This is a genomic window from Amycolatopsis sp. CA-161197 (assembly GCF_050942255.1).
GTDB lineage: Bacteria > Actinomycetota > Actinomycetes > Mycobacteriales > Pseudonocardiaceae > Amycolatopsis.
The window spans coordinates 8,537,126-8,562,597 of sequence record NZ_CP192059.1; the positions used below are offsets into that span (position 1 = coordinate 8,537,126).

Here is a 25,472-nt window from a genome sequence, read left to right on the forward strand (position 1 = left end):
CCGGTTGACCCAGGATTCGTCCAGCGCACGATCCCGGACCGTCAGTGTCGACGACACCGGGGTGCGGCGCCGCCTCGCCGATGGCAGCGAAGAGGCCGTCCAGTGGGCGGAGCTCTCGTCCGTGATGGTCAGAGTGATCCCGGACGGCCCGTGGAACGAGGACGTGTTCTTCATGCTCGTCGGCCACGACGGCAAGGGCACGGCCGTCCCGAGTGGAGACCCGGCCGCCGACGCCCTCATCGAGCGCCTGCAGTCGCTGCCGGGATTCGACAACGAGAAGTTCATCGAGGCCATGACCACCGACGCCGACCAGGCGTACGTGGTCTGGCAGAGCTGACTTTCCGCGCACAGAGCAGAGCCGAGGCCCCCGCGTGGGGCCTCGGCTCTTGCTGCGTCAGGCCGTCGGGAAGGACTCCGTGACGGGGATGGCCTTCTTGAGCGTCCGGCTCACGGTGCACAGGCGGTCGATCGCGCGATCCACGGCCGCGGCGAGGTCCTCGCGCTGCTGAGCGTCGAGCGAAGACACGTCGACGTCGAAGGTCACGTGCACACCGTCCAGCTCCGAAGCGCCTTCGCGGCGGTCGGCAATGACGCCGACGCGGAACTTCGAGTCCTCGCCGATGCGGCGGGTGATCAGGTTCTCCGCGGTCACGGCGGAGCAGCCCGCCGTCGCGATCTGCAGCAGCTCGGACGGCGAGAACGCACCTTCCGCGCCTGTGCGCCCGATTCGCACCTCCGCGCCGCGCTCGTTGCGTCCCACGAACTGGTGCTCGCCTTCGCGCTGCACTTCCAGGGTCATCGCCCGCTCCTCCCGATGTCGTCTACTGAGCAAAACCGCAAGCGGCACACCGGTGTTCCGCGCCGAGACGCACCACACTCACGCCGGGTATTGGGCCAGTACCGTGATCGTGCCGGGATCGACCTCGGTGAAGCCCGCGTCCCGGACGGCGATCACGCGGTCCTCGCGCCAGCCGGCCTCGGGGTCGTCCACCGGGCAGAGTTCCTTCCACCGCGCGGGCGACGGCGTGCGCACGGCCACGCGGTAGTCCTGCGCCGCCCACGCCGCCAGCTCGGCGTCCGACAGCAGCGAGGCCAGGATCATCGTGCCGTGCCCGACCTGCGCGGAGGCCTTGCCGACGGTCATCGGCACCTCGGGGTTGAGCAGCAGCAGCGGCACGCCCTCGGGCGCCGGGCCCGGGGTGTCGGGCGGCAGCTCGCTGCCGGAGATCTGCAGGCGCGAGACCTCTTTCGGTGTCTCGCTGACCAGCCCGGGCACGAGCGCCCTGGCTTCGGCGCCGTCGACCTCGACGGTGATGCCCGGCAGGTCCAGCACGGCCTGCCAGTGCGTGCCCCGGGCCCGCCGCGCGACCTTGCGGATGCGGTTGTCCAGCCACGCGTGCATCGGCTCGGCCCATTCGCCGCCGGGCTCGGAGCGTTCGTCGAGGCACACGGCCAGCGCCGCGGCGGCCGCCGCTTCGAGCAGGGGCGTGCGGCCGGGCGGCTCGGCGCGTTCGATGCGCAGGATGACCGGCATCGCGCGCACCTGGGCCGGGTCTTCGTCCGAGGTGTCGGACGTGTCCGCCGCGGGCAGCCCCAGCCAGTAGGCGTAGCGGCTGCCCAGCGGCTCCAGCACGTGGCTCACGGCCTGACCAGCTCCAGTCCGTCGGCGGCGTCGGCCGCCTCGACCTCGGCGCGCGTGACGCCCAGGACGAACAGCACGGCGTCGAGGTAGGGGTGCGAAAGCGCGGTGTCCGCGACCTCGCGCAGGGCGGGCTTCGCGTTGAACGCCACGCCCATGCCGGCGGCCGAGAGCATGTCGATGTCGTTGGCCCCGTCGCCGACGGCAACGCACTGGCCCAGCGGGATGCCGTAGTCGTCGGCGAAGCGGCGAAGTGCCGTCGCCTTGCCCGCGCGGTCCACGACCTCGCCGACGACCCGGCCGGTGAGCTTGCCGTCGACGATCTCCAGCTCGTTGGCCGCCGCGAAGTCGAGACCGAGCTCGTCCACGAGGTGGTCGATGACCTGCGTGAACCCGCCCGAGACGACGCCGCAGCGGAAGCCCATGCGCTTGAGCGTGCGCACGGTCGTGCGCGCACCCGGCGTGAGCTCGATCGAGGCCGCGACCTCGTCGAGCACCGTCGCGGGCAGCCCGGCCAGCAGCGAGACGCGCCGTTCGAGCGATTCGGTGAAGTTCAGCTCGCCACGCATCGCGGCCTCGGTGATCTCGCGGACCTGCGGCTCGACGCCGGCGTGCGCGCCGAGCATCTCGATGACCTCGCCCTGCACCAGCGTGGAGTCGACGTCGAACACCACCAGCCGCTTCGCGCGCCGGCTGATGCCCGCGCGCTCTACCGCGACGTCCACGTTGGCGGTCGACGCGGCGTCGGCCAGCACCGACCGCAGCTCGGCGTCGGCGGCCTCGGTGTCCTCGCGGACCGAGACGTAGAGCTCAAGCCCGGTCACCGGGTAGTCGGCGACGCTGCGGATCGAGTCGATGTTCGCGCCGAGCGCGGCCAGCCGCGCCGCGACCTCGGAGAACGACCGCGCCGTCACCGGACGGCCCAGCATCACCAGCACGTGCGACGAGTCCTGCTTGCCGAGGGCGAACGGGTCGGCGCCGATGGCGTCGCCGATCTTCACCTCCACCTGCATGCCGACGGTCGCCATCGCCTGCTCCACGGACTCCTGCAGGCCCTCCGGGTCGCGGTAGACGCCGGCGAGGACCCCCAGCACGAGCTGTCCGCGGATCACGACCTGCTCGACGTCGAGCACGTCGACGTCGTGGCGGGTGAGCACGGCGAACAGCACGGAGGACACACCGGGCTTGTCGGGACCGGTCGTGGTGATCAGGACGGGCGTCTGGGTCACTGGGCTCTATCCCTCGTTCGGCGCTGTGCGAGCACGATCAGTCTGGCCCGGAAGTCCGGGCGCAAAAAGGGCGCGTGCCCGGCTTCACACAACCAGGCCCGAACGAGGGACGTGGGTTCCGCCGGTGTGGAGGACCTGTCCGCTTCACCGAGGCCGAAGACCGAAATTGCATTGGACCCCGAGCGTAGAGTCCGATTCGTGTACCGATCCCCGGGTTGCCGGGATTGAGTGGAAACCAGTCCTGAGCAGGTGCTGTGGCGCATGGCTGGGCGTCATGCCGGAGGGAACGCTCGGCATCGGCACGGCGGACGAAGCCAGGGCCACGCTGGAGAGGTCTGGCTACGTGGCTATGTGGCCGTTCCTGGAGACGAGTCTCGAGGCATGTCTCGACGAATTCTCGCGCTCCTGGCACCTTCTGGGCGGGCATGGAGTCTCCAGTCCGCAGCGGTTGGTCGAGCTGACTGTGGCCTCCGCGTGCAAGCGCCGTCGGCCGTATTGGATGGCGCTGGCCGTGGCTTGGTTGGTCCGGATGGCGTCGCTGCCGCACTTCGACGCCCGCCTTGTCTCCGACCTGCTGAAACTGGCGGCGGAGACGGAGGTGCTCCCCGCTGCGCTGCGCGATCAGGCCCGCGCGGCGTTGGCTGGGGCCGGCGAGTAGCTCGACCCCATGACCAGCAAAAAGGGCGCGTGCCCGGCTTCAGACGAGCCGGGCACGCGCCCCTGGTGGTCGAACGGGCTTTACTGCTCGCCCGAGTTGTCGTTGCTGTGGTCGCCCGGCATGGTCGCGTCGACCAGTTTCTGCGAGGGCGCGGCCTGGTGGCGCGGCTTGCCGAAGAAGCCGATCTCACCTTCGGTGTGCATGCGCTCCACCATGTGCGGGTAGTGCAGCTCGAACGCGGGGCGCTCGGAGCGAATCCGCGGCAGCTCGGTGAAGTTGTGCCGCGGCGGCGGGCACGACGTGGCCCATTCGAGGGAGTTGCCGTAGCCCCACGGGTCGTCGACCGTGACGATCTCGCCGTAGCGGTAGCTCTTGAACACGTTCCAGATGAACGGAAGCGTGGACGCGCCCAGGATGTACGCGCCGATCGTGGAGATCGTGTTCAACACGGTGAACCCGTCCGATGACAGGTAATCGGCGTAGCGGCGGGGCATGCCCTCGGCGCCGAGCCAGTGCTGCACGAGGAACGTGCCGTGGAAGCCGATGAACGTGGTCCAGAAGTGCCACTTGCCGAGCTTCTCGTCCATCATCCGGCCCGTGATCTTCGGGAACCAGAAGTAGATGCCGGCGAAGGTCGCGAACACGATCGTGCCGTAGAGGACGTAGTGGAAGTGCGCCACCACGAAGTAGCTGTCCGACACGTGGAAGTCGATGGCCGGCGCGGCCAGCAGGATGCCGGTCAGACCGCCGAAGAGGAACGTGACGATGAAGCCCATCGAGAAGATCATCGGCGTCTCGAAGGACAGCTGGCCCTTCCACATCGTGCCGATCCAGTTGAAGAACTTCACGCCGGTCGGAACCGCGATCAGGAACGTCATGAAGGAGAAGAACGGCAGCAGCACGGCACCGGTGGCGTACATGTGGTGCGCCCACACCGCCACGGACAGGGCCGCGATCGCCAGCGTCGCGAAGACCAGGCCCTTGTAACCGAACACCGGCTTGCGGCTGAAGACCGGGAAGATCTCCGACACGATCCCGAAGAACGGTAGGGCGACGATGTACACCTCTGGGTGACCGAAGAACCAGAACAGGTGTTGCCAGAGGATCACCCCGCCGTTGGCCGGGTCGAAGACGTGTGCCCCGAGATGCCGGTCCGCCAGCAGGCCGAACAGGGCCGCGGTCAGGATCGGGAACGCGAGCAGGATCAGGATGCTCGTGACCAGGATGTTCCAGGTGAAGATCGGCATCCGGTACATCGTCATGCCCGGCGCGCGGAGGCAGACCACGGTGGTGACCATGTTGACCGCACCGAGGATCGTGCCCAGACCGGAGACGATCAGGCCCGAGATCCAGAGGTCGGCGCCGACGCCCGGCGAGTGGATCGCGTCCGACAGCGGGGTGTAGGCGAACCAGCCGAAGTCGGCGGCGCCACCCGGCGTCAGGAATCCGGAAAGGACGATCAGCCCACCGAAGAGGTAGAGCCAGTACGAGAACGCGTTGAGCCGCGGGAACGCGACGTCGGGCGAACCGATCTGCAGCGGCAGCACGAAGTTGGCGAACCCGAAGAGGATCGGGGTCGCGTACAGCAGCAGCATCACCGTGCCGTGCATGGTGAACAGCTGGTTGTACTGCTCCTGCGACAGGAACTGCTGGCCCGGGCGGGCCAGCTCCGTGCGGATCAGCATGGCCATCGCTCCGCCCGCCATGAAGAAGGCGAACGAGGTGACCAGGTACATGATGCCGATCTGCTTGTGGTCCGTCGTGCGGAACAACCGCAGCAGGTACGAACCCTTAACCGTCTCGCGCGCGGGATATGGGCGCGTTGCGATCGGCTTGGGGGCTACGGCCGTCACTCCTGCCTCCAACACTGAAACCTTGTGGTGGTCATCGTCCGGGTCGCCGGGGGTCGGGACGGGCCCGATCCGACGGCTAGAGGGATCGTAGCCCTCGCTACCCACCGTCGCTCGCACCGGCTGGTTAGATCACCGCATGGCCGACCCGTACACGGCTTCCGCGCTCGACGCGGCCCTCTCGGTGGCCCGCCGCCTCGGCCTCGCGACGGGGTCGGCCGAGGTCCTCCACGAACGCTCGAACGTGCTGGTGAGAATGGGTTCCGTCGTCGCGCGGGTGCCCGGGACGACCCGCCTGCTGCGGCCCGACGCGACGGCCTGGCTCGAGCGCGACCTCGCCGTTTCCCGGCACCTCACGCAGAGTGGTGTGCTCGTCGTCTCACCCACCACGGATCCCCCGGCCGGGCCCCATTTCGCGAACGGGCTGCCGGTGACGCTCTGGCACTGGACGCCGCACGATCCGGACCATCGGCACACGCCGGGCGAAGTCGCGAGTTCACTCGCGACCGTCCACGCGGCACTGCTTGCCTATCCGGGTGAACTTCCCGTGCACGGGCCCGTCGACGAGCTGCTCGGCGCGCTCGACCGGCACGGGGCCACGATGGACGGTGCCGCTCCTTCCTTGCGCGCGGAGGCCTTGCGGCTCGCGGCCGCGCTGCCGGAGGACCGGATCCAGGCCCTGCACGGCGATGCGCACCCGGGCAACGTCATCGCGACCGCGGAAGGCCCGTGCTGGCTGGATTTCGAGGACACCTGGCGCGGACCGCTCGCCTGGGACCTCGCGATCCTGGCGAAACAGGGCGGACCCGATTTTCTGGCGGCGTATCCGGACGTGGTGGATTCGGCTTCGGTCGAGGCGTGCCTGCGGTTGCGTGAGCTGTTCGTGGTGGTGTGGCGGTATTTGCTCGCGCTGCGCTGGCCCGCGCGGCTTGGCGAGGCGCGGGCGGCGCTGGCGGACTACTTCTAGGCCAGCCACCCGAGGATCGCTTCGACGACGCCCGCCGGGTCTTCGAGCGGCGTGAGGTGCCCGGCGCCGGGCAGGACGACGAGCGTGGCCTCGTCGAGGGCGTCGACCATCTTGCCGGCCTCCTCGACGGGGGTGAGCTTGTCCTCCGCGCCGACGATGACCAGCGCGGGCACGTCGGACTTCCGCAGCACGTCGAGCGAATCCGGCCGGTTGCGCATGGCGCGCGCCGCCCAGGCGACCCCGGCGGGCGGCTGGGCGTCGATGAGCTCGCGCACGCGTTCGGCGGGTTCCTGGTTGTGCAGGAGGTTCGGGAGGTTCGCGTCGGCCAGCCAGCCCTGGACGCCCTCGGCCTCGGCGCGTTCGGCCACCTTGAGGCGGTTCTGGGCCGCTTCGGGCGTGTCGGCGGTGGCCTTGGTGTCGATGAGCACGAGCCCGGCGACGCGTTCGGGGGCTGCTTTCAGGAGGGCGAGGGCGAGGTAGCCGCCCATGGAACAGCCGCCCAGCACCACTTCGTCGATCTCCAGCCGGTCGAGCAGCGCGACGACGTCCCGCGCGGCGTCGTCGAGGCTCGGCTCGCGGTCCGTCTCCGGCAGCAGGCTGCGGCCCAGGCCGCGCTGGTCCGGCGTGATCAGCCGCAGGCGCTCGGCCAGGGGCGCGCGGACGGGGTCCCACATGCGGGCGTCGAGGGGGAAGGCATGCAGCAGGAGGAGCGGCAGTTCGGTCATGGGGGCGATTCTGTCGGACCTCGCGGCTAGCGTGCGGGGTGTGCTGAGGGAGATCGTGACTTCGCGGCTGGTGCTGTACCCGTTCACCGAGGAGGACCGCGCCGCCGTCGTCGCCATCCAGACCGACCCGGCGACGAACCGCTTCAACCCCGACCCACCCGGCACCCCGGCCGGCGACCTGCTGTTCGACTCGTGGCTCGCCCACTGGGCCGAGCACGGTTTCGGCTACTGCGCCGTCCGGTCGCACGGCAGCCCCGAGGTGCTCGGGCTGACGGGCGTGCGCCTGCGCCTGTTCCGCGGCGAACGGGTGCTGAACCTGGCGTACCGCTTCGCCCCCTCGGCGTGGGGCCGGGGGTACGCCGCGGAGGCGGCGGGCGCCGCCGTGGAGTGGGCCGAGCGGGAACTGCCGTCGCTGCCAGTGCTGATCAGCGTGAACGCGACGAACGCACCGTCACTCCGGGTGGTGGAACGGCTGGGATTCACGCGGTTCGAGGAGGAGGTGTACGAGGGGGCGGTTTCGCGACATTTCCGCCGCTGAGCTTGGGGCGGCGCGCCGATTCGCGCTCTGCGGGCGGGGTGCGGGCACCGGCGCTCGGCCGATTCAGCGCTGGCTTGGCCCACGGCTCGCATCAGGCTCGCGCGCTCCGGGCTTTGTCGATGCCGACACGAATTCGTGGGTGCGGCTTGGCACATGCCGGGGAACAGCTCACCCGCCAGCTGGCCGCAGCCCTCGCGAGCTGTCAGCGGCGATTCGACGACACCTGTCGAAGCAAGTCACGCAGGCTGATTTCGCGCGCCAACGCACCGCCCGCTGGCCGCAGCCCTCCCGGGCCACCAGGGGCGGTTCGGCCGCACACGTCGCAGCAGGTCAGGCAGGCGGGTTTCCGTTGGCGGCGTCAGAGCACAGCGCACCCACCTTTGGCCGCGTCCCGTCCTCGGGCTACCAGCGGCGGTTCGGGCGCCGGCGGGTGCGGGCGTCCCAGCAGGGGCGGTGCCAGTGGCGGCGGTCGGCGACAGAACCGGTTTCGTCGGCGGGCCAGACGACCACATGGGGCGTGCCGGGGCGGATCTCGTGGTCGCAGCCGGGGCAGCGGTAGGTCTTGGTCGCGTGGGAGCCGGGGACGGTGCGCACCAGCCAGTCACCGTCGGGGCCGGACTCGGAGTGTGCCCAGCCGCTGGCTGCGCCGAGGTCGGGCTGCTCGGCACGACCGTGCCGGTCTCGGCCGGGGCGATTGTGTCGGGGCACGGGAAACACGTTAACCGGAGGGATCGGTGGGCCGCAGAGAGTGGTCCGCCTTGCCGCTGTGGCACGGGTCGCAACCAAGCGGCGACTCGATGCGATCCGCGCCCGCCGGATCTGGTCGCCTCGGGTCCGCTGCGGGTCAGATCCGGTCGATCTCGCCGGCTTGGCATGTGCCGGTCGAACGGCATTCGCCGAACTCGGCCACCGACCGAGGCTGGATTCGATCCGCGCGACAAGCGAATTGCCGGCCGGGCCGGCAAGAGAAGCTGGGTCCGATCCACATCGCCGGATTCCCCGATCGAGGTCCGGCGGCGAGCTTCGGCGCTCGGGTCAGGTTGCAGGACCGGGTCGGTTCAGGATTGCGCCGCCGGCGGCAACCCGGACCGCGCCGGCTCAGCCGCGCACGGACCACGGCCACCAGCCGATCGCCCGGCCCGCGCGCGAAGGCTGCGAACCGCGTCAGCCCTGTGCGAGGGCCAGCGGCACCAGTTGCTCGGCTTCCGTCAGCGAGCCGTGCTGGCCGATGAGCGACGTCTCGACCGCTTCGGCCAGGCCGCGGACCATGCCGAACGTGCCCTGGGCCGCGGCGACGACGTCGCCGATGCGGGGGCGCACGCGGTCGCTCACGGTGCCGAACCAGCCGGCGGCGATGGCCTCGTCGCGGGGCAGCACCCAGGCGCGCGGGCCGAGGACGGACTGCCAGGCCGCCAGGACGTCGGCGGCCGCGCCCGGCTCGGTGTAGACGTGGCGGGCGCGGACCTCCCCGCCGAAGGCGCGGACGCCCGCGAGCAGCGACGGGGTGTCCTCGAGGTCGAGTTTGTCGTCCACGGTCACCATGCCGTGGTCGGCGACGACCGCCAGCAGCGCGCCCGCGGGGAGGCCGTCCACAATGGACTCCACGAGTCGGTCGACCTGCCGCAGCTGCATGCGCCAGGCGGTGGAGCCGGGGCCGTAGAGGTGGCCGAGCAGGTCGAGTTCGCTGTGGTAGGCGTAGCAGAACGACCGCGACGCGAGCACCTCCAGCGTCCGCGCGGCGAGGTCGCCGAGGGCGTGGACGCCGGCGTAGCGCGCGCCGCTCTGGGTGGCGCGGGTGAGGGCGGTGTCGGAGAACTGGGCCGACGACACGACGGCGGCGTCGAGGCCGGCGGCGACCGCGCGTTCGAAGGTCGTCGGCAAGGGCTGCACCGAGCGCGGCGGGAGCGCACCGCGCAGGTCGCTGCCGTCTTCGTGGGAGCGCCAGCGCAGGGCGTTGAGCACGCCCGCGCCCGGCACCTCGAACGTGTACCCGACCATCCCGTGCTCCCCCGACGCCAGGCCGGTGCCGATCGCGGCGACGCCGGCCGCCGTGGTCGACGGGAAGCCGACGCGCAGCGGGCTCTTCGCGAGCTCCGTGAGCACCGGCGCGTCGGCCGCGTGCTCGGCGAGGAGCTGCCAGCCGAGACCGTCGATGAGCAGCACGCACGCGCTGCGCGCCTCCGGCAGCGCCAGCGAACCCGTCTCGCCCGGCACGCCGAGCGCGCCCAGCACCGCGGGGACGACCTGGCCGAGGTGCGGGAGGTCCGTGATCTGGGGAACGTCCACGAAGACAGCTTCCCACCCGCTCGCGCGGCAGCGATAATCGACGCATGCCCACTTACGCCTACCGTTGCCGCGACTGCACCGACACGTTCGAGCTGCAACGGCCGATGAGCGAGTCCGGCGCGCCGGCGCCGTGTCCCGAGGGGCACACCGACACCGTGAAGCTGCTGACCACCGTCGCGCTCACCGGCGCTGCCGCGAGCCCCGCGCCGTCGGGTGGCTGCTGCGGCGGCGGGTGCTGCGGCGGCTGACGGTCAGCAGGCCTTCAGCGCCTGGTCGAGGTCGTGCCACAGGTCCTCGACGTCCTCGAGCCCGGCCGAAAGCCGGATCAGCCCGTGGGTGATGCCGTTCTCCTCGCGGTCGGTCTCGGCGACGACCCGGTGCGTGAGCGAAGCCGGGTGCTGGATGAGCGTGTCGACGCTGCCGAGGCTCACCGCCGGCGTGATCAGCCGGACGGCGGCGATCAGCGCGTGCGGATCGCCCGCCACCTCGAACGCGACGAGCGGGCCACCCAGCTTCGGGTAGTGCACGGCGGTCACCGCTTCGTGCTGCGCGAGCCGCTCGGCCAGCACGGCCGCGGTCGCCGACGCGGCCGTGACGCGCAACGGGAGCGTCGAAAGCCCGCGCAGCAACAGGTATCCCGCCAGCGGGTGCAGCACGGCGCCCGTCGCGAAGCGGATTCCGCGCAGCCGCGCCGCTTCCTCCGCGTCGCACGCGACGACGCCCCCCATCACGTCGCCGTGGCCGCCGAGGAACTTCGTCGCGCTGTGCAGCACGAGGCGTGCGCCGTGGCGGCCAGGGCGTTGCAAGACCGGCGTGGCGAAGGTGTTGTCGACGAGCACGGGCACGTCGCCGCACGCGTCGACGAGGGCTTTGACATCGAGCTCGGTGAGCGTCGGGTTGGCGGGCGTTTCGACGAAGACGAGGCCGGTGTCCGGCCTCAGCGCCGCCGCCACCTCGCCGGGCGCCGCCCACGTGACCTCGGTGCCGAGCAGCCCGGACGTCAGCAGGTGGTCGGTCGACCCGTACAGCGGCCGGACGCCGACGACGTGCCGCTTTCCTTGCGCCGCGGCGGAAAGCAGGCACGCGGACACCGCCGCCATCCCGCTCGCGAACGCCACCGCGTGCTCGAACCCCTCCAGCTCGGCCAGCGCGCGCTCGAACCGCTCGACGGTCGGATTGCCGACGCGGCCGTAGATGCCGGAAACCTCACCGCCGGCCGAGAACTCGTCGATCCGCCGGGCTTCGGCCGCGCTGTCGCGGGACGGGTACGTCGTCGAGAAGTCGAGGGGTACGGCGTGCAGGCCCAGGTCGGTCAGGTCGTCGCGGCCGGCGTGGACGGCTCGGGTGCGCAGCGCGTTCGTCATGGCCCGAAGGTTCGGTCATCGTGCGGATTCGGCGCAATAGTTTCGGATATCATTCGCTTTATGGCTGGATCCGTCGAACTGAGCGCGGTGGACCTCGAGATTCTGCGGGTGCTGCAGAACGATGCCCGGACGTCGAACAAGGACCTCGCCGCCGCAGTCGGCATCGCGCCGTCCACGTGCCTGGACCGCGTAGCGCGCTTGCGCTCGACGGGCGTGATCACGGGCCAGCACGCGCAGGTCGACGCCGCGAAACTCGGGCGGCCGCTGGAGGCGTTCCTGTTCGTGCAGGTCCGCCCCCACCGGCGCCAGCTGGTGGACCCCTTCGTCGCCGACCTGCTCGCCCTGCCCGAGGTGCGCGCCGTCTACCACCTCACCGGCCCGGACGACTTCCTGGCCCACGTGGCCACCAGCTCCGCCGCCGAACTCCAGCGGCTGGTGCTGGACGAACTCACGGCCCGCGACGAGGTCGCGCGCGTGCACACGAACCTGGTGTTCCAGCACTGGAGTGGGGGGCCGTTGTTGCCGCCTGCTCCGTCCGCGTCTTGACGGGGTTGGCGCGAATCGCTGTCCCGGCAACTCCGGAGAACAGCGCGAATACCGACCGCGACGATTCCTTTCGATCGGAAATCGGTCAAAAACCCGGCCACCGATTCCGGTAACGGAGCACGCGGCCGGCCCGACGTCCGGACCACAAAGGATTTGCCGGTCGAGGGACGGAGGTAGCGCCATGACGAGCACGACCGGACCGGCCGCACACAATTCCCGGGATTACTGGGGCCCACCGACGGAACCGATGCGACTGCCGCGCCAACGGGGCCAGATCAGCACGGTGATGCTGCTGCTCGCCGCGCTGTGCGGGGCGGCCGTGATCGGGGCGATCTGGCTGGGGATCGCGCTGGCGGCGTGAGGGGTGTTCCGGTTTGTGAATTGCCGGAATGCGCTAGTGGGCGGTGGCGGAGAACGGTGATCCGCCGCCGTCCATCAGGCTGACAGGGGGAAGTTAATTGGCGTGGTGGGGCTGCTTTGCGTCCATGGTGGACAGTTTCCGACGCCCGGCGGCAAGGTTCGCTCGCTGAAGCCAGAAGTGCTTCGGCCTCGGGTGTCACGCTGCAGATGGCAGGCTTCCGGGGGCCAAGGCGCCTCGTTCTGGGCTGCGGCCGCGTTCGTTGCTCCCCGGCTCCGGGCACCGGGGCTTCGGCACCACAGCGCGGCGCTCTCGCTCTGACCTGGGTCTTCACCATGCAGACGCCAGGCTGCCGGTACGACCGTCCCGGGCGGCCGGGCACCAGGGTCCGAACCACGGGGCTCCTGGCTCCTGACCAGCCGCGCGCGTGGTTTGCGCCTCGCGGCGGCGGGATTGCCTCGGTTGTCCACAGGAATGCCGAGTTGTGGACAACTGAGGCGATCCGGCGCTCGGCCACCGATTTCGTCGGGGTGGGCCGATAGAATGGACATGGGCACGCCCCTTTAGGGCTGTCCCGCAAAAGGCTGGCTGGCCCGCGCCAGGTGCTGAGCGGGATACTCGCGGGACTCCGACGCGGGGCTGTGACAGTCTGCGGACATGCCAGAGGTGCGTGTTCATGCCGGTCGTCACTACGCCATCCAGTTCCACTACGCCTTGCCGGACGATGCCTGGTGTGTGGAGCTGAGCGAGGCCGTCCCAGCGCCAGAGGCGTGGTCTGAGATCCCCAACGCCGCGACGCACTTGCCTGGCGCTGCCTTCCTTGTGGCAGTGGTACCTGACGAGGATCCGGACCTGGAGCCGACCGTCCACATCCACAGCCACGATGAGCACGCCATCCCCTACGAGATCATGCGCTGGTTCATGGACCGCGTGGCCTCGCAGGTTGAACGCTGCCGCATCGCCTTCGAACAGGGACAAGCCGAAGCAGTGGAATGATCACGCAGTGACTGGTGTGATCACGGTGTCGGAGCCCTCCTGGATAGCCCCCTTCAGCGGGCTGAGCCCGGGCAGTTCGGCAGGCTGATCACCGCGCTCCGGCGCGAGGGTGCAGATCCGGTGCGCAAGGGCCGGCCATGGGGTCTGCCGTTGGAGGACCGTGTCCTGCTGGTCGCCGCGTACTGGCGGACGAACCTGACCCTGCGCCAACTGGCTCCTCTATCCGGAGTATCCAAGTCCGCAGCCGACCGCATCATCGACCACCTCGGACCCGCGCTCGCGCTCCAGCTACGCAAGCAGTTCCGCAAGGACACCGTGCTGATCGTGGACGGCACCCTGGTTCCCACGCGTGACCACAGCATCGCCGAGCAGTCGAAGAACTACCGGTATTCGACCAACCACCAGGTCGTCATCGACGCAGACACTCGGCTGGTCGTCGCGGTCGGCCGACCGCGACCCGGCAACCGCAACGACTGCAAGGCGTGGAGTCTGTCCGGAGCGAAGGACGCCGTCGGCAAGACCACGGTCATCGCGGACGGCGGCTACCGGGGCACCGGCCTGGTCATCCCGCACCGCCGCGAACCCGGCCAGAGTGAGCTGGAGGCTTGGAAAGAGGAACACAACACCTCCCACCGCAGGGTCCGCGCCCGCGTTGAGCACGCCTTCGCCCGGATGAAGACCTGGAAGATCCTCCGCGACTGCCGCCTCAAGGGCGACGGCGTCCACCACGCGATGCTCGGCATCGCCCGCCTGCACAACCTCATCCTCGCTGGGTGACGACGAAACAAGCAGGTCAATGAGTACGTCGCAGATCATTTACGGGACAACGCTTTGGGAGGGCGGGGGTGTTTCTGCCGGGGCCGTGATGCTCCACAGCTCAGCCCGCTCGTGCACCCGCTACTCCCCGAAGTTCGACTCCACCAAACCCGTCACGGCGTCGAGTGCGTCCGAGGCCTGGGGGCCCCGGGCGCGCACCAGGATGCGGTCGCCCTGGCGGGCGCCGAGGGACATGAGGGCCAGGACGCTGTGGGCGTCGGCTTCCTGGTCGCCCAGGCGGATGGTGACCTCGGCGTCCACGGAGGCCAGGCTGCGGACCAGGACGGCCGCGGGGCGGGCGTGGAGGCCGACCTCGTTCGTCAGGGTGAGTTCCTTCTCCTGGGAATCACCCGGAGCGTCCACTGCGGCGAGGTCCGGGGACAGGCCGGCGCCGGCGGCGGCCGAGGCCACCGCCTTGCGGTCGGCGCCGGACTGGGCGGCGACGGCGGCGGCGATGGCGCCTTCCACCAGGGGGCCGTCGGCGACGACGGCGGCGGGGCCGCCCGACAGGGACTCCACCGCGAGCTCCGCCGTCATCTGCGCGCTGCCCAGGTCGTAGAGCAGCACCACGCCGTCGCCGGAGTCGGCGCGCTGGGTGGCGGCCACGACTTCGTCGTAGTCGGTGCCGATGCCGCCGCCGTCGGGGAGGCCGCCGGCGGGGATGATGCGGACGTCGGGGGCCATCTGGGCGGCCAGGTCGGCCAGGCCCTCGGCCAGTTTGGCGCTGTGCGAGACGAGCACGATCCCCACGGTCACCGGGCGGCCTCCGCGAACGCGCGCAGCAGCAGCGCCGTGGAGCGGGCGCCGGGGTCCATGTGGCCGACGGCGCGTTCGCCCAGGTACGAAGCGCGGCCCTTGCGGGGCACCAGGTCCACTGTGGACTCGGCGCCGCGGTCGGCCGCGTCGGCCGCCGCGGTCAGCACGTCCGCGATCGAGGCGTCCGCGGGGCAGGCGGCGGCCGCGGAGACGGCCGGGATCAGGGCGTCGACCATCGTCGCGTCGCCGCCCACCGCCTTGCCGCGGGCCTGCACACCGTCCAAAGCGGCCTGCAGCGCGGCCACCAGCAGCGGCACGTCGACCGAAGCCGCGTCCCCGAGGCGGGTCGACGCACGCAGGAAAGCCGTGCCGTACAAGGGTCCCGCCGCGCCGCCGACCTTCGAGATCAACGTGGTGGCCGCCAGCTTCGCGACGCCCGCCGGGGTGGCGGGCACCTCCGTCTCCAGTGCGGACACGATCGCGGTGAACCCGCGGGTCATGTTCTCGCCGTGGTCGCCGTCGCCGATGGCGCGGTCGAGCTCCACCAGCTCGGAGCGGTGCTCGGCCACGACTTCGGCCGCGGCTCGCAGCGCGGCCGCGACTCCTTCGGAAGAACAACCCATCAGATCCCCCACCGCAGCGCGGGCGTCCACACGGGCGCGTCCCACAGCTCGGTCAGCTCGTCGTCCAGCTTCAGCAGCGTCAGGCTCATCCCCTGCATCTCGAGACTCGTGATGTACGGGCCGACCAGCCTGCGCTCGACCACGATCCCACGCTCGGCCAGCAGCCGCTCGGCGATGCCGTGCGCGAGGTAGAGCTCCACCAACGGCGTGGCGCCCATGGAGTTCGTGAACAGCAGCACCTTGTCGCCCGACTCGTACGGCAGGTCCGAGACGACGGCCTCGACCATCCGCGCCACCAGCGCGTCGGCGGGCTCGGCCGGGATGCGCTCACGGCCCGGCTCGCCGTGGATGCCGATGCCGAACTCGATCTCGTCCGGCCCCAGGTCGAAGCTCGGCTCGCCGACGTGCGGCACGATCGGCGCGCTCAACGCCACCCCGATCGACCGCACCTGCCCGATGACCTTGCGCGCCAGCGCCTCCACCGTGTCGAGCGAGTCGCCCCGCTCCGCGGCCGCGCCCACGATCTTCTCCAGCAGCACGGTCCCGCCGACGCCGCGGCGGCCGGCGGTGTACGTGGAGTCCTTGACCGCGACGTCGTCGTCGATCACGACGCTGCGCACGTCGAGATCCTCGGCCGCGGCCAGCTCGGCGGCGGTCTCGAAGTTCAGCACGTCACCCGTGTAGTTCTTGACGATCAGCAACGCACCGGACGGCCCGGTCGTCGCGGCTACCGCGGCCTGCACCCCGTCTGGAGTCGGCGACGTGAACACCGCGCCGGGGACGGCCGCGTCGAGCATGCCGCGGCCGACGAACCCGCCGTGCAGCGGCTCGTGGCCGGAGCCGCCACCCGAGATGACGGCGACCTTGCGCGGCACCGGCGCGTCGGCCCGCACCACGACGGCCGGGTCGTCCCGGACACGAAGGATGTCGGCGTGGGCGACGGCGAGGCCTTTCAAGGACTCCGCGACCACGGTCGCCGGATCGTTGATGATCTTCTTCATGGCGGGCCTCCGACACATCGGCGTGGTGGATGCCCCCAACCTAGCCGCCGAACCCGGCCCGCCGCCAAGGTTCAGGGCCGCGGCAGGTTCCCGGCGACGCTTTTGGCCAGCGTGGTCGCCGTCGCACACGGGTCACCCATGCCCGGCTTGAGGTCGTAGTCGGTGAATCCCACCTGGACGACTTCCACGTGGTCGCCCTGCCACGGCCGGTGCTGCCACTCGACCTTGCAGTCCGTGCCGGCCGTGCCCTTCTTCGCGTACGCCTGGTTCGCGCCACCGACATCGGCCTTCAGCCAGCCGTCACCCTCCAGCGGCGGAAGGGCCGGGAAGAACATCACCGTGATGTTCGGGCTGTTGCCCCACTGGCAGCTGTGCAGCCCGGTCGCGCCGCCCTTCGTGCCCTTGAGCACGGTGTCCACGGCGGACTGGTCCAGCACCGCGCACGCGTCGGCCGTGAGCACGGATCCCTTGACGTCCGGGTATTTCTGTGGCGAGTTGTGCAGCTTGTCCACGGCGGGCGCGAGCAAGGTTCGTCCCGCACGACACGGATCGCCACCCGGGTAATCGATCTCGAACGCGACGCCGAGGCTCGGGTCACGCGAGGTGAGGGCGCTGACCTCGCACGAACCGCCGGTGGTGTCGGGCACCTCGACCTGCGGCAGTCCGCCGACCTGGCCGGTGGTCTTGTCCGAGGCGAACAGCACGATCGCACCGAGCTGCACGTCGACCGAAAGCTCCTTGCCGCCTGCGTCGCGCACCTTGGTGCTGCACTCGTCGAACCGCACGCTCGACGCCGCCGGCTCACCCTCGGGTGTGCCGAGTGCGGAGAGCGACGCGGTGTCGAGGAACTGGCACGGCAGCACCGGACGCAGCGCGCCGGTGGTGACCGCCGCGTCGGTGATCGGGCCACTGCCACCGTCCCCGCTCGCGGCGGGGACGGTGGTGCGGGGGAAGTTCTCCTTGCCCAGCTGCGGGCCACCGCAGGCCGTCAGGACGAGAACACCGGCCGCCACCAGGGCAAACAACCGGCCGAGTTTGAGAGCGTGCGCCACGCGGAGCACGGTAGCGGCAGCCGGCCCCGGCTGTCCGGACAACCCGCCTATCCGGCGGACGGCGGTTCGGTGGTCTCGTCCTCGTCCGGCTGGTCCGTTTGCACGGGCACGACGATCGGCCGCAGCCGCGCCCACAGGACGAACAGCGCCGTGAAAATCAGCAGGGCGATGCCGGCCCACAGGTTGATGTTCACCCCGGCCGCCTTCACCCGGTCGGCCTCGGTGTCGAACGCGGCGCCCATGACCGTGAGGATGATGCCGTACACGCCGGTCAGCAGCGCGATGATCAGGCGGATGTCGAACGCGCCGGCCTTGCGCGAGCGCGGCGTGGATTCCGTTGCCATGACGTCATCCTCCCTAGAAGGCGAAGTTCAGGATGATGGTGATCACCGCTGCGATCCCGGCCAGCAGCACCGGCTTGCGGTACCAGCCCGCGTCTTCGCCGGTGGTCTCGTGCTTGAGCGAATCGCGCGGCGTGAGCGAGTAGACCAGGCCCACCAGCTCCGACTCCGGCTTGGGCGGCGTCAAGTAGGTGACACCCACGCTCACCACGATGTCGACGACGAACGCCGCGATCGCGGCCACGAAGCTCACACCCTGCCCCGGCAGCGTGAACACCTCGAGCTTGCTCATCACGAAGATCGCGATGGCCGCGAGTGTGCCGAGCACCAGGCCCGACCAGCCGGCCGCCTTCGACATCCGCTTCCAGAACATGCCGAGGATGAACGTGGCGAACAGCGGCGCGTTGAAGAACGAGAACAGGGTCTGCAGGTAGTCCATCAGGTTCGAGTACGTCGACGCGATGAACGCCGTGCCGATCGCCAGGACCGTCGCGACCATGGTCACCACGCGGCCGGTGTTCAGGTAGAACTTGTCCGGCCGGTTCTTCACGATGTAGGTCTGGAAGACGTCGTAGGTGAACACCGTGTTGAACGAGCTCAGGTTCGCCGCCATGCCGGCCATGAAGGACGCGAGCAGGCCCGCGATCGCCACGCCGAGGATGCCGTTCGGCAGCACGTCGCGCATCAGCAGCAGGAGCGCGTCGTTGAACGTCGCGCCGCTGGGCGCCGGCTTGCCGTCGAGCAGCGCCTGCTTGTTCGCGCCCTGCAGCTCGGTCACGGTGATCGCGGCGACCATGCCCGGGATGATCACCACGAACGGGATGAACATCTTCGGGAACGAGCCGATGATCGGCGTCCGCCGCGCGGCCGACATGCTCTTCGACGCCATCGCGCGCTGGACCTCGACGAAGTTCGTGGTCCAGTAACCGAACGAGAGCACGAACCCGAGGCCGAACACGAGACCCAGCACCGACAGGAAGTTGCTGCCGAAGCCGGTCAGCTGGTTGCCGGGCCACGAGTGCGTCTGCGCGACGCCGCCAGGGCTGTTCGTCACCTTCTCGATGAGGCCGTTCCAGCCGCCGACCTTGTACAGGCCGACGATCGTGAGCGGGATCAGCGCCGCGAGGATGACGAAGAACTGCAGCACCTCGTTGTAGATGGCCGCCGAGAGGCCACCGAGCGCGGTGTAGGTGAGCACGATGACGGCCGCGATGATGATCGAGACCCAGATCGGCCAGCCCAGCAGCAGGTTCACGACGCTGGCCAGCAGGTACAGGTTCGCGCCGGCGATGAGGATCTGCGCGAGCGCGAAGCTGGCGCCGTTGACCCAGTGGGCCGCCGGGCCGAAGCGGCGGAGCATGAACTCGGGAACGCTGCGCACCTTGGAGCCGTAGTAGAACGGCATCATCACGACGCCGAGGAACAGCATCGCGGGGATCGCGCCGATCCAGAAGTAGTGCGCCGTCGGCAGGCCGTACTCGGCGCCGTTGGCGGACATGCCCATGACCTCGATCGCGCCGAGGTTGGCCGAGATGAACGCCAGGCCGGTCACCCACGCCGGGAGCGAGCGCCCGGACAGGAAGAAGTCGAGACTGCTCGACACCTGCCTGCGGGCGAGATAGCCGATGCCCAGCACCAGCACGAAATAGAACGCCAGCTCGATGTAGTCGATCGCACTCGCGTCGAGCCGCAGGTTCGCGTCGGCAAGGACCTCCACGCGAGCCACCTCCGAATCAAACAATTTCCCACAGGAAACACCAGCGTCCTGTTAGATCCGGACAGTACTGCATGGATTCCGAGGCGGCACCCCGACACGGGAGATCAGCGAGAAGCCCTTCGGCTCACGGCGGTGACCTGGGCAAACGCGGACACCCGGCGAGTGTGATCTTGACGGCTCGCGCGCCGCTGACCGGCACCTCACGAACGCGCAGGGGCGATCACCAGCCGGCGAGCGCGTCCACTGAGGACGGTCGCCGGCCGTGGCCCCGGTGGCTCAGAACAGGCGGAACTCGTCCGATTCGATGCCGCGCAGCGCGTCGTAGTCCAGGGTCAGGCAGCGGATGCCGCGGTCTTCCGCGAGGGTACGGGCCTGGGGCTTGATGATCTGCGCGGCGAAGACGCCCTGCACAGGGGCCAGCAGCGGGTCGCGGTTGAGGAGCTCGAGGTAGCGCGTGAGCTGCTCGACGCCGTCGATCTCGCCGCGGCGCTTGATCTCCACGGCCACCGACTTGCCGTCGGCGTCACGGGCCATGATGTCGACCGGGCCGATGGCGGTGGGGAACTCGCGGCGCACGAGGGTGTAGCCGTCGCCGAGGGTCTTGATGTGCTCGGCGAGCAGTTCTTGCAGGTGCGCTTCCACGCCGTCCTTCTGCAGGCCCGGTTCGGCGCCGAGCTCCTGCTCGTGGTCGTGGTAGATCTCGTCGATCGAGATCACGAGCTTCTCGCCCTGCTTGTTCTCGACGATCCACAGCTTGCCGTCCTCGATGAGCCAGCAGGGCGGGCTCATCCAGTTCAGGGGCTTGTACGCGCGGTCGTCCGAGTGCACGGACACCGAACCGTCCGACTTGACGAGGAGCAGGCGCGTGGCCATCGGCAGGTGGGCGGTGAGGCGGCCGGCGTAGTCGACCTGGCAGCGAGCGATCACGAGACGCACCCGCCGAGGGTAGGACAGGCTCGGCGATACTGGGCGAGTGGACCCCATTCAGCGTGTCGCGACCCGTGAGGTGTACCGGAACAACTGGATGACGGTGCGCGAGGACGCCATCCGCCGCGCCGACGGCAGTGAAGGCATCTACGGCGTGGTCGACAAACCGACCTACGCCCTGATCATCCCGATGGACGGCGACCGCGTGCTGCTCGTCGACCAGTTCCGCTACCCCGTCGGTGAGCGCCGCTGGGAGTTCTGCCAGGGCACGGCCCCCGACCTCGCCGAGACACCGCCCGCCGAACTCGCCCGCCGTGAGCTGCGCGAGGAAACGGGCCTGCGCGCCGAGACCGTGACGGAGATCGGCCTGCTGGAAGTCGCGCCCGGCATGTCGAGCCAGCGCGGCCACGTCTACCTCGCCACGGACCTGACCGAGGGCGAGCCGGAACGCGAGCTCGAGGAACAGGACATGGCCACGGCGTGGTTCACCCGCGCCGACGTGGAGAAGATGATCTCGACGGGCGGTATCACCGACGCGCAGTCGATCGCCGCGTACACGCTCTTGCTGCTGCACGAGCGTCGCTGAGCCCTCTCAGTCGGGCCACTCCGCCTTGCGCTTCTCCAGGAACGCCGCCATGCCTTCCCGCGCGCCCGGCAGCTGCGACGCCGAGGCCATGACCTCCAGCGCGATGGCGTAGGCGTCGGCTTCCGGGCGGTCGAGCTGGGCGTACAGCGTCTGCTTGCCCATGGCCTTGCTCGCCCGGCTGCCGCGCGTGGCCCGTGCAAGCAGGGCGGCGACGGCGTCGTCCAGCTCCTCGTCCGGGACGACGGAGTTGACCAGACCCCAGTCGAGCGCGGTGGCGGCGTCGACGACGTCGCCGGTCAAAGCCAGCTCCATCAGGCGCTTGCGGCCGATCGAGCGCGCCACCGGGACGGCCGGGGTGTGGCAGAACCAGCCGCCCTTGCCGCCGGGCAGGGCGAACCCCGCGGACGACGCGGCGACGGCGAGGTCGCACGAGGCCACGAGCTGGCAGCCCGCCGCGGTGGCCAGGCCGTGCACGCGAGCGACCACCACCTGCGGCAGCGACTGCATCGTGCGCATCAGCTCGGTGCACAGCGTCAGCAGCTCGCGCACGCCCATGAGGTCGCGCGCGGCGACGTCGCCGAAGTCGTGGCCCGCGGAGAAGACCGGGCCGGCCCCGGCGAGGACGATGCCCGTCGCGTCGGTGGTGCCGGCTTCGCGGAACGCCGCGAGCAGCTCGGTCAGGTGGTCGGCGGACAGCGAATTGCGCCGCGCGGCGCGGTTCATCGTGATGGTGATCGTGTCGCCGTCGCGCTTCACGAGGAGGTGCTCGTACTCGGCCATACCCCGACCGTAACGCCGCCGGGCGCGGAACGGAACGTGCGCCGGTACGAATCGGGCCCGACGCCGATCTCCGCGCGCAGCCGGCGGCGCAGGTTGGACGCCGTGCCCAGCCCCGACCGCTGCGCGACGCGCTCCACCGGCAGCTCGGTGGTCTCCAGCAGGCGCTGCGCCAGCCGCACCCGTTGCCCGCGCAGCCACCGGCCCGGCGTGACGCCCGTGGCCGCGGCGAACTCGCGGTGGAACGTCCACTCGCTCATCCCGGCGTGGCCGCACAGGTCGGCCACGCCGATCTCGTCGGCCAGCCGGGCCAGCGCACAGTCCATAGTGGACGAAAGACCCGGCCGGGACGGATCCGTGGGCAACGGATTCTCGACGTACTGACGCTGGCCGCCTTCCCGCGCGGGCGGCATCACCAGGCGCCGCGCGAGTTTCGCCGCCACGTCCGCGCCGTGGTCGCGGCGCACGAGGTACAGGCAGAGGTCGAGACCGCCGGCCACGCCCGCCGAGGTGAGCACGCCGTCGGAATCGGTGTACAGCACATCGCGCTGCAGCTCGGCCCTCGGCGCCGCGACGGCGAGCGCGTCGAGGTCCCACCAGTGCGTCGTCGCGGGGCGGCCGTCGAGCAGGCCCGCGGCCGCGAGCGTGAACGCGCCGGAGCACAGGCCCGCCACCGTCGCGCCCGAGCTGTGGGCTCGGCGCAACGCGGCCGACGCGGCGGGCGCCACCGGGGCGTGCGGATCGTCGCGGCCCGGCGCAACGACGAGGTCGCAGCTGTCCAGGCCGGACAGTCCGTTTGTCGGCGTGACCTCGCCGAAGGGGGACAACGGGATGCGCCGCCGGCCCGCCCCGCACAGCCGCACCGTGAACGGGCCGATCCCGCTCGCGCTGCGATCCTGGGCCCAGACCTCGGCGATCACCCCGAGGTCGAACGCGCGTGTCCCCGGCAGGAGCAGCGCCCCGATCGTCCGCATGGCAGAAAAGTACCGGATCGCGCGCCTTCTGCCACTCCCTCGACGCCGGCGGCCCGGCAAGACTCGACGGCATGACCGCACTCATCCTCATCGACGTCCAGCGCGGGTTCTCCGACGAGCAGTACTGGGGCCCGCGCAACAACCCCCGCGCGGAGGCCAACATCAAGGCCCTGCTCGACGCGTGGCAGGAGCGCCGCCTGCCCGTGGTCCTCGTGCACCACGACTCCGTGCACGCCGATTCGCCGCTGCGGCCCGGCCAGCCGGGCAACGACTTCCTGCCCGAGCTCGACGGCGCCCGCCCCGACCTGGTCTTCGGCAAGAAGGTGAACTCGGCCTTCCTCGGCGACGTCGACCTCGACGCCTGGCTCAAGACCCACGGCATCACGAGCTTCGTCCTCGCCGGGATCCAGACCAACTTCTGCTGCGAGACCACGGCCCGCATGGGCGGCAACCTCGGCTACGACGTGACCTTCGCGCTCGACGCGACCTTCACGTTCGACCTGCCCGCCCTCGACGGCACCACCGTGACGGCCGACGAGCTCACCCGCGTCACCGCGGCGAACCTGCACAACCAGTTCGCCACGGTGAAGTCCACCAAAGAAATCCTGGGCTAGCGCCGGTCGATCACGGCACGGAGGAACTCCTTCGTGCGTTCGTGTTCGGGCGCGGTGAACAGCTTCTCCGGTGGCGCCTCCTCCAGCACCCGGCCGTGGTCGAACATCATCACCCGGTCCGAGACGTCCTGGGCGAACTGCATTTCGTGCGTCACGCACAGGATGGTGATGTCCGTGGTCGACGCGATGTTCCGCAGCACCCGCAGGACGTCGGCGACGAGCTCCGGGTCGAGCGCAGACGTGACCTCGTCGAGCAGCAGCACGTCGGGTCGCATCGCGAGCGCCCGGGCGATCGCGACCCGCTGCTGCTGCCCGCCGGAGAGCCGCGTCGGGTGCGCGTCCGCCTTGTCCTCGAGCCCGACGAGGCCGAGCAGCTCACGGGCCCGCTGCTCGGCTTCGGCCGGCGCCACGCCGAGCGATCGGACGGGCGCCTCGGTGATGTTGCGCAGCACGTTCATGTTGGGGAACAGGTTGAACTGCTGGAACACCATCCCGATCCGGCGCCGCATCACCCGCAGGTGCTTCTCGTCGGCCGGCACCAGCCGGTCGCCGCGGCGCACGTGGCTCAGGCACTCGCCGCCGACGTCGATGGTGCCGCCGTTCACCCGCTCCAGGGTCATCAGCAGCCGCAGGATCGTCGTCTTGCCGGATCCGCTCGGGCCGATCAGCGAGACGAACTCCCCCGGCGCCACGGTGAAATCGAGCTCGTCGAGCACCACGTGGTCCCCGAACTTCTTGACCACACCCGAGAACCGGATCATCGCGTCAGACTCGTTCGGCACGGCGTTCCCATCGTCGGACCAGCACGGAGGCCGGCAGGCTCACCAGCAGGAACAGCACCCCGGCCAGGGTGTAGGGCTCGACGACGCGGAAGGTCTCCGCGCCGACCTCCTTGGCGCGGTTGAGCACGTCCAGCACGCCGATCGCCAGCAGCAGCGGCGTTTCCTTGAACATCGAGATGGTGTAGTTGCCCAGTGCGGGCAACACCCGCGGGATCGCCTGGGGCAGCACGACGGCCGTCCACACCCGCGACCGCGGCAGGTTCAAGGCGGTCGCCGCCTCCCACTGTCCTTTCGGGACGGCTTCGATCCCGGCCCGGTACACCTCGGCGGTGTAGGTCGCGTAGTGGACCCCGAGGGCCACGACCCCCGTGACGAACGCCGACATCTTGAACCCGGTCAACGGCGGCACCAGCCAGTACAGCACGAAGACCTGGATCAGCAACGGGGTGCTGCGGACGAACTCGATGAACAGCCACACCAGCCGCGACAGCACCGGGATCCGGGCCCGGCGCAGCAACGCCAGAACCAGGCCGAGCGCGTACGCAAGGGCCGACCCCAGCAGCGTGAGCTCGACCGTGACCAGCAACCCCTCCAGCAGCAAGGGGATCGCGTCGGCGGCGGCCTGCCAGTCCCAGTTCACCCGGCACCCCCGCCGCCCACGGTGAGGTCCAGCTCCGTGCGCCGCACCGGCGCCCGGCCGAGCCGGCGCGCCGCCCAGCGCTCCAGCGCCCGCATTCCGGTCGTGATCACGACGGCGAGCAGGAGGTAGAGCACCAGTTCGGTGCCGTAGATCCAGCCGATGTCCGCGCCGAACACCGGCCGCAGCAGCTCACCGCGTTCGGTGATCTCGCCCGCGGAGATGAACGACAGCAGCGCGGTGCTCTTGAGCAGCTGGATGAACAGGTTGTTGAACGGCGGCAGCATCTCGGCGAACGCCTGCGGCAGGAGCACCCGCACCATCCGCTGCGCCGGTGACAGGTTGAGCGCGACCGCCCCTTCGTACTGCGCCCTCGGCACGGACCGCACGGCGCCGCGCACGACCTCGGCGCCGTACGCCCCGTGGTTCAGACCCAGCACCAGGATGCCGGCGAACAACGGCACCAGCTGGAACCCGACCAGCACCGGCAGCACGAAGAACAGCCAGAACAGCTGCACGGCCTCGGACGTCCCGCGGAAGACCTCCACGTACACCCGGGCCACCCCGCGGACCGACCGGCTCGGTGAGAGCAGCGCGAGCCCGGCGACGAGCGAGAGGACGATGGTGAGGATGATCCCGCCGACCGCGGCCTCGATCGTCGTGGTCAGGCCGGCGAGGATCGCCGAGACGATGTGCGGCACGTTCGACACGGC

The 25,472-nt window shown here is 70.4% G+C and carries 29 protein-coding genes and 1 pseudogene; 10 read left to right on the plus strand and 20 right to left on the minus strand.

The features are described 5' to 3' along the window. Positions 1-4: 4 nt before the first annotated feature. Positions 5-337 (plus strand): hypothetical protein, encoded by a 333-nt coding sequence (locus ACQPXB_RS40300; RefSeq protein ID WP_285972889.1) that lies wholly within the window; start codon positions 5-7, stop codon positions 335-337. A 57-nt stretch (positions 338-394) separates the two neighbouring features. On the opposite strand, the gene ACQPXB_RS40305 is transcribed toward ACQPXB_RS40300, so the two are convergent. From ACQPXB_RS40305 to serB, 3 genes are all read right to left on the minus strand, one after another. Continuing rightward, positions 395-799: an OsmC family protein gene (locus ACQPXB_RS40305; protein ID WP_432847027.1), complete on the minus strand. Its 405-nt coding sequence runs from the start codon at positions 797-799 to the stop codon at positions 395-397. Between the two features lie 78 nt (positions 800-877). Then, positions 878-1,642: a peptidyl-tRNA hydrolase gene (locus ACQPXB_RS40310; RefSeq protein ID WP_432847029.1), complete on the minus strand. Its 765-nt coding sequence runs from the start codon at positions 1,640-1,642 to the stop codon at positions 878-880. Next, the gene (serB, locus tag ACQPXB_RS40315; RefSeq protein WP_366587626.1) at positions 1,639-2,868 is read right to left on the minus strand and encodes a phosphoserine phosphatase SerB; all 1,230 of its coding nucleotides are present in this window, start codon (positions 2,866-2,868) and stop codon (positions 1,639-1,641) included. Before serB ends, ACQPXB_RS40310 begins: the two co-directional genes overlap by 4 nt. A gap of 274 nt (positions 2,869-3,142) precedes the next feature. Between serB and ACQPXB_RS40320 the strand changes: the two genes are divergently transcribed. Further along, complete coding sequence (locus tag ACQPXB_RS40320; protein WP_366587624.1) at positions 3,143-3,526, plus strand: hypothetical protein; 384 nt, start codon at positions 3,143-3,145, stop codon at positions 3,524-3,526. A gap of 80 nt (positions 3,527-3,606) precedes the next feature. On the opposite strand, the gene ctaD is transcribed toward ACQPXB_RS40320, so the two are convergent. Then, positions 3,607-5,379: an aa3-type cytochrome oxidase subunit I gene (gene ctaD, locus ACQPXB_RS40325; RefSeq protein ID WP_432847031.1), complete on the minus strand. Its 1,773-nt coding sequence runs from the start codon at positions 5,377-5,379 to the stop codon at positions 3,607-3,609. 136 nt (positions 5,380-5,515) lie between these two features. Here ctaD and ACQPXB_RS40330 point away from each other — a divergent pair, with 136 nt between their 5' ends. Then, a complete protein-coding gene (locus tag ACQPXB_RS40330; protein WP_432847033.1) occupies positions 5,516-6,343 on the plus strand; it encodes a phosphotransferase in 828 nt (275 codons plus the stop codon). On the opposite strand, the gene ACQPXB_RS40335 is transcribed toward ACQPXB_RS40330, so the two are convergent. After that, the gene (locus ACQPXB_RS40335) at positions 6,340-7,068 is read right to left on the minus strand and encodes an alpha/beta fold hydrolase (RefSeq protein WP_432847035.1); all 729 of its coding nucleotides are present in this window, start codon (positions 7,066-7,068) and stop codon (positions 6,340-6,342) included. The genes ACQPXB_RS40330 and ACQPXB_RS40335 overlap by 4 nt on opposite strands. Here ACQPXB_RS40335 and ACQPXB_RS40340 point away from each other — a divergent pair. Beyond that, positions 7,067-7,606: a GNAT family N-acetyltransferase gene (locus ACQPXB_RS40340; protein ID WP_432847037.1), complete on the plus strand. Its 540-nt coding sequence runs from the start codon at positions 7,067-7,069 to the stop codon at positions 7,604-7,606. The genes ACQPXB_RS40335 and ACQPXB_RS40340 overlap by 2 nt on opposite strands. Positions 7,607-8,008: 402 nt before the next feature. Here the strand turns inward: ACQPXB_RS40340 and ACQPXB_RS40345 are convergent, their stop codons facing one another. Both ACQPXB_RS40345 and ACQPXB_RS40350 read right to left on the minus strand, forming a co-directional pair. Beyond that, the gene (locus tag ACQPXB_RS40345; RefSeq protein ID WP_366587616.1) at positions 8,009-8,314 is read right to left on the minus strand and encodes a hypothetical protein; all 306 of its coding nucleotides are present in this window, start codon (positions 8,312-8,314) and stop codon (positions 8,009-8,011) included. A gap of 456 nt (positions 8,315-8,770) precedes the next feature. Next, on the minus strand, positions 8,771-9,892 hold the full coding sequence (locus ACQPXB_RS40350; protein ID WP_432847038.1) for an alkaline phosphatase family protein: 1,122 nt from the start codon (positions 9,890-9,892) through the stop codon (positions 8,771-8,773). Positions 9,893-9,936: 44 nt separating this feature from the next. On the opposite strand from ACQPXB_RS40350, the gene ACQPXB_RS40355 reads away from it, so the two are divergent. Continuing rightward, positions 9,937-10,140: an FmdB family zinc ribbon protein gene (locus tag ACQPXB_RS40355; protein WP_285972878.1), complete on the plus strand. Its 204-nt coding sequence runs from the start codon at positions 9,937-9,939 to the stop codon at positions 10,138-10,140. 3 nt (positions 10,141-10,143) lie between these two features. Here ACQPXB_RS40355 and ACQPXB_RS40360 read toward each other — a convergent pair whose 3' ends face one another. Beyond that, positions 10,144-11,256, minus strand: a complete 1,113-nt coding sequence (locus ACQPXB_RS40360; protein WP_432847040.1) for a trans-sulfuration enzyme family protein — start codon at positions 11,254-11,256, stop codon at positions 10,144-10,146. A 60-nt stretch (positions 11,257-11,316) separates the two neighbouring features. On the opposite strand from ACQPXB_RS40360, the gene ACQPXB_RS40365 reads away from it, so the two are divergent. The 3 genes and pseudogenes from ACQPXB_RS40365 to ACQPXB_RS40375 all read left to right on the plus strand — a co-directional run bounded on the left by ACQPXB_RS40365 (position 11,317) and on the right by ACQPXB_RS40375 (position 13,933). Then, positions 11,317-11,802 (plus strand): Lrp/AsnC family transcriptional regulator, encoded by a 486-nt coding sequence (locus tag ACQPXB_RS40365; protein ID WP_432847042.1) that lies wholly within the window; start codon positions 11,317-11,319, stop codon positions 11,800-11,802. 1,015 nt (positions 11,803-12,817) lie between these two features. Next, on the plus strand, positions 12,818-13,156 hold the full coding sequence (locus ACQPXB_RS40370) for a hypothetical protein (protein WP_432847044.1): 339 nt from the start codon (positions 12,818-12,820) through the stop codon (positions 13,154-13,156). Between the two features lie 7 nt (positions 13,157-13,163). Continuing rightward, a pseudogene (locus ACQPXB_RS40375) lies at positions 13,164-13,933 on the plus strand (transposase). A gap of 120 nt (positions 13,934-14,053) precedes the next feature. On the opposite strand, the gene dhaM reads toward ACQPXB_RS40375, so the two are convergent. From dhaM to nucS, 7 genes are all read right to left on the minus strand, one after another. After that, positions 14,054-14,728: a dihydroxyacetone kinase phosphoryl donor subunit DhaM gene (gene dhaM / locus ACQPXB_RS40380; RefSeq protein ID WP_366587606.1), complete on the minus strand. Its 675-nt coding sequence runs from the start codon at positions 14,726-14,728 to the stop codon at positions 14,054-14,056. Beyond that, complete coding sequence (gene dhaL, locus ACQPXB_RS40385) at positions 14,725-15,351, minus strand: dihydroxyacetone kinase subunit DhaL (RefSeq protein ID WP_366587604.1); 627 nt, start codon at positions 15,349-15,351, stop codon at positions 14,725-14,727. Before dhaL ends, dhaM begins: the two co-directional genes overlap by 4 nt. Next, positions 15,351-16,352, minus strand: coding sequence for a dihydroxyacetone kinase subunit DhaK (gene dhaK, locus ACQPXB_RS40390; protein WP_432847046.1), 1,002 nt, complete (start codon positions 16,350-16,352; stop codon positions 15,351-15,353). The genes dhaL and dhaK overlap by 1 nt, the downstream gene beginning before the upstream one ends. 71 nt (positions 16,353-16,423) lie before the next feature. Then, positions 16,424-17,404: a hypothetical protein gene (locus tag ACQPXB_RS40395; protein ID WP_432847048.1), complete on the minus strand. Its 981-nt coding sequence runs from the start codon at positions 17,402-17,404 to the stop codon at positions 16,424-16,426. A 47-nt stretch (positions 17,405-17,451) separates the two neighbouring features. Next, a complete protein-coding gene (locus ACQPXB_RS40400) occupies positions 17,452-17,748 on the minus strand; it encodes a hypothetical protein (RefSeq protein ID WP_386956625.1) in 297 nt (98 codons plus the stop codon). Positions 17,749-17,761: 13 nt separating this feature from the next. After that, a complete protein-coding gene (locus tag ACQPXB_RS40405; protein WP_366587596.1) occupies positions 17,762-19,462 on the minus strand; it encodes a sodium:solute symporter family protein in 1,701 nt (566 codons plus the stop codon). Positions 19,463-19,738: 276 nt separating this feature from the next. Then, positions 19,739-20,398 (minus strand): endonuclease NucS, encoded by a 660-nt coding sequence (nucS, locus tag ACQPXB_RS40410; protein WP_360594697.1) that lies wholly within the window; start codon positions 20,396-20,398, stop codon positions 19,739-19,741. Positions 20,399-20,435: 37 nt separating this feature from the next. Between nucS and ACQPXB_RS40415 the strand changes: the two genes are divergently transcribed. Beyond that, positions 20,436-20,975, plus strand: coding sequence for an NUDIX domain-containing protein (locus ACQPXB_RS40415; protein ID WP_432847051.1), 540 nt, complete (start codon positions 20,436-20,438; stop codon positions 20,973-20,975). Between the two features lie 6 nt (positions 20,976-20,981). On the opposite strand, the gene ACQPXB_RS40420 is transcribed toward ACQPXB_RS40415, so the two are convergent. Continuing rightward, positions 20,982-21,755, minus strand: coding sequence for an enoyl-CoA hydratase-related protein (locus tag ACQPXB_RS40420; RefSeq protein WP_432847053.1), 774 nt, complete (start codon positions 21,753-21,755; stop codon positions 20,982-20,984). Then, complete coding sequence (locus ACQPXB_RS40425; protein WP_432847055.1) at positions 21,728-22,726, minus strand: GlxA family transcriptional regulator; 999 nt, start codon at positions 22,724-22,726, stop codon at positions 21,728-21,730. The genes ACQPXB_RS40420 and ACQPXB_RS40425 overlap by 28 nt, the downstream gene beginning before the upstream one ends. Before the next feature lie 71 nt (positions 22,727-22,797). On the opposite strand from ACQPXB_RS40425, the gene ACQPXB_RS40430 reads away from it, so the two are divergent. Beyond that, entirely contained in the window at positions 22,798-23,340 is a 543-nt protein-coding gene (locus tag ACQPXB_RS40430) for a cysteine hydrolase family protein (protein ID WP_386956628.1), read from the plus strand. On the opposite strand, the gene ehuA is transcribed toward ACQPXB_RS40430, so the two are convergent. The 3 genes from ehuA to ehuC are packed head-to-tail and all read right to left on the minus strand — an operon-like array spanning position 23,337 to position 25,469. Continuing rightward, the gene (gene ehuA / locus ACQPXB_RS40435) at positions 23,337-24,101 is read right to left on the minus strand and encodes an ectoine/hydroxyectoine ABC transporter ATP-binding protein EhuA (protein ID WP_366587674.1); all 765 of its coding nucleotides are present in this window, start codon (positions 24,099-24,101) and stop codon (positions 23,337-23,339) included. The two genes, ACQPXB_RS40430 and ehuA, sit on opposite strands and share 4 nt — an antisense overlap. Before the next feature lie 4 nt (positions 24,102-24,105). Next, entirely contained in the window at positions 24,106-24,762 is a 657-nt protein-coding gene (gene ehuD, locus ACQPXB_RS40440) for an ectoine/hydroxyectoine ABC transporter permease subunit EhuD (protein WP_366587586.1), read from the minus strand. Then, entirely contained in the window at positions 24,759-25,469 is a 711-nt protein-coding gene (gene ehuC, locus ACQPXB_RS40445) for an ectoine/hydroxyectoine ABC transporter permease subunit EhuC (protein ID WP_366587584.1), read from the minus strand. The genes ehuD and ehuC overlap by 4 nt, the downstream gene beginning before the upstream one ends. Positions 25,470-25,472: the final 3 nt, after the last annotated feature.